The sequence below is a fragment of the Streptomyces nanshensis genome (assembly GCF_001751255.1).
Classification (GTDB): domain Bacteria; phylum Actinomycetota; class Actinomycetes; order Streptomycetales; family Streptomycetaceae; genus Streptomyces; species Streptomyces nanshensis_A.
Genome location: NZ_LJGW01000230.1, coordinates 1 through 3,086 on the forward strand (window position 1 = coordinate 1; position 3,086 = coordinate 3,086).

Annotated in this window: 3 protein-coding genes; all 3 read left to right on the plus strand. The window is 76.2% G+C overall.

Translation table 11 applies throughout. The annotated features are described in order from the left end of the window. The coding region (locus AN218_RS13300; RefSeq protein WP_070017054.1) for a UbiA family prenyltransferase at positions 1 to 962 on the plus strand (962 nt) is incomplete at its 5' end. A gap of 9 nt (positions 963 to 971) precedes the next feature. After that, positions 972 to 2,828, plus strand: coding sequence for a prenyltransferase/squalene oxidase repeat-containing protein (locus tag AN218_RS13305; protein ID WP_070017055.1), 1,857 nt, complete (start codon positions 972 to 974; stop codon positions 2,826 to 2,828). Further along, positions 2,825 to 3,086: FAD-dependent monooxygenase (locus AN218_RS38220; RefSeq protein WP_244900434.1), on the plus strand; the 262-nt coding region annotated here is incomplete at its 3' end. The genes AN218_RS13305 and AN218_RS38220, both read left to right, overlap by 4 nt.

Sequence of the window (3,086 nt, forward strand, 5' to 3'; positions counted from 1 at the left end):
TCGCCGACGGTCTCGCCGACGGCGGCGCAGGAGCCGCGGCCGGGGCCGGGCGGCTGCTGGTCGCCTGGGGCGCCCCGACGCTGGGCTGGGTCAGCGGCCACTACCTCGGCGACTGGTTCGACCGAGAGCTGGACGCCCTCAGCAAGCCCCAACGTCCCCTGCCCTCGGGCCGGTTGAGCCCTCGGGCGGCCGTAGTGTGCGGCGCGGGATGCGCCGCGGCGGCGGCCGTCGCGGCGGCGTCGGCGAACTGGCGGACGGTGCTGCTGGTCGCCCTCGCCATGCTGGGCATCGTGGCCTACAGCAGGCTGTTCAAGGGACGCGGCCTGACGGGCAACGCCGTACGGGGCGCGCTGACCGCCACCACCGTGGTCTTCGGCGCGATGACCGTCACCGAGCTGCCGTCGTGGCAAGTCCTCGTCCTCGCCGGGGTGTTCTGGGCGCAGGACACCGCCTCCAACCTCGTGGGCACGCTGCGCGACGTCGAGGGGGACCGCAGAGGCGGCTTCCGGACCGTACCGGTGCGCCGGGGACTGCGCACCGCCGTCCGCATGGCCGCCCTGCTGCACGCGGCGGCCCTGGTCACGGCCGCGCCCACCCTGCTGCTGGCCACCGCGCACCCCGGCAACGCGCTGCCGTTGCTGCTGTGCGCGGCCGGGTGCGGGGCGGCGGCGTTCCTGCCGCTGCTGCGCGGGACCGACGGGCACCACACGGCGCTGACGCCCGAGCGTGCGCTGCGCGCGCACGAGGTCCTGGTGGCCCAACGGATGCTGCTCGCGGGCGCGTTGCTCGCCGCGGGATGGACGCTGCCGCCCGCGCTGCTCGTGGTGCTGCCGCTGCTGCTGGCGAGTCTGTACGCGCAGGGGCGGATGCGTTCGCGCCACGAATTTCCCGATGCGGAGTGCGTCTCCTCCGGCACCACGACGGAACGCGGGGCGGCCGGGCCGCAGGAGACCACGAGGTGACGTCCGATCATGCTGAGTGAGCCACTGGCCGCAAAGGTCGAGGCGGCGGTCGACAGCGGCTGCGAGGCGCTGTTCGCCCGTCTGCGCCCCGACGGCGTCTTCGACCCGGGCGGCGACCGCTTCTCCCCCGCCAACACCGCCGCGGCGCTCATCGCGCTGCACCACGCCGACGCGGCGGACGCCGACAGGCAGACGCCGGCCGACCGTGCCGAGACGGTCGACCGTGGCGTACGGCGGTTGCTGAACTCCCAGCGTCCCGACGGCGGTTGGGCGATGGACGGGGTCCCCACCGAACTGCTCGCCACGGCCGCCGCCACCGCCGCGCTCCGTCTGACCGCCCCCGAGCGCGCCGCGTCCGCCGTCCGTGCGGGCAGCGCCCTGGTGACCCGGCTGGGCGGCGCCGAGGCCCTGGGCGAGCCCGCGATGACCGGGCTGGTGCGGCAGTTCGACGCGCTCTCCGGCGTCGGCGACCTCGCCTCGCTGCCGCGGCTCCCGATCGAAGCGCTGCTGCTGCGCGGCCCCGCCCGCAGGCTCCTCAGCCTCCGGCTGCCGATCTTCGCGAGCATGGCGCTGGCCCAGGCGGCCCACCGTCCGCCGAGCCCGCTGCTCGCTCCCCTCCGCGCACCGGCACGCCGCGAAGCGCTCCGGGTGGTGCGCGACGCATACGAACGCGAGGGCGCCACCGGCGAGCTCAGCACCGACCCATGGCTGACGAGCCTCATCTCGCTGGGCGTCACCCGCTCCGCGCTGGCCCCGGATATCTCCCGCGCCTCCGCGCGAGCGCTGCGCGCGATGGCCCGTACGGACGGCGGCTGGGACCTGATGCCGCTCGACGTGACCTGGTCCAGCTTCGCCACGGCCGCGCTGCTGGAGGCAGGCCACGCCGCGGACCCCCGGCTGGCGGCACCCCGCGCGATGTTCCACGAGCGTCAACAGGACGAGCCCTTCGCCGCGTTGGGCTGCCCGCCCGGCTACTGGGGCTTCTCCAGCGCGCGGAGCTGGCCCATGGCGCTGGAGACCGCCGAGGTCAGCTCGGCGCTGCTGCACATGCCGGGCGGCGCGGACGACGAACGGGCGCGGCGGGGCGTCGAGTGGCTCAACTCCCTTCAGGACCCGTCCGGTTCGTGGAGTCTCGCCGTACGCGGCAGCAAGCCGGGCGGCTTCGGACCGTGCCCGCACATGACGGCGAAGGCGGTGCGGACGCTGCTCGATCACGGCGTGAGTCCCCAAGACCGCCGTGTCGTACGCGCGTTGGGCTGGCTCACGCGGACGCAACTGCCGGACGGCTCGTACGAGGCGCTGTGGTACCGGGGGCGTACGGCGGGCACCGCCGTCGTACTGGAGACCTTCTGCCGCGCCGGCCGCGGCACGGACCCCGCCGCGCGGCGGGCCCGGGAGCGGCTGCTGCGGACGCAGCGCGAGGACGGCTCGTGGTCGACGCCGCCCGGCGAGGACCCCGCGAGCAGCACCGTGAACGCCTCCGCGGACGAGCCGGCCCCAGCCGACGACTCCTCCGGCCGCTCCCCCGGCGAGTCCCCCGACGGCCCACCCGGCACAGTCGAGGAGACGGCCTGGGCGCTGCACGCCCTGCTGACGGCGGGAGCCGACCCGCGGGGTGCGGCCGTCGCCGGTGCGGCACGGTGGCTGGCCGACTCGCAGTGTGCGGACGGCAGTTGGCGGGGCGCGCCGGTCAACGAGTACGTACGGTTCTGCTCGCGCTACGCCGACGACGGCATCGCATCGGGCCTCGCCGTCCGCGCCCTGGCCCGGCTCCGCTCGGCCCTCACAAGCGCGGACCCCGTGCGGGCAGGCGGCACGCAGACCACGAACGACGGCGACGGCGGCGAGGAGGCCGGTAGGGCATGAGCGGCGACTACGACGTGGTGGTGTGCGGCGCCGGAGCAGGCGGCCTCGCCGCCGCCCGCGCGCTGGACGCGATCGGCCTGCGCGTCCTGGTGGTCGACAAGCAGCGCGCCCGACGGCCCGTCGCCAAGGGCGAGGTGCTGCAACCCGGCGCGCTGCGGGTGCTGCGCCGCTGGGGCACCGACCGGCTGCTGACGCGCGACGGGGCGCTGCGCCTGGGACGACTTGTCGTGCGCGGCGCGGGCGGCGACCCCGTGATGA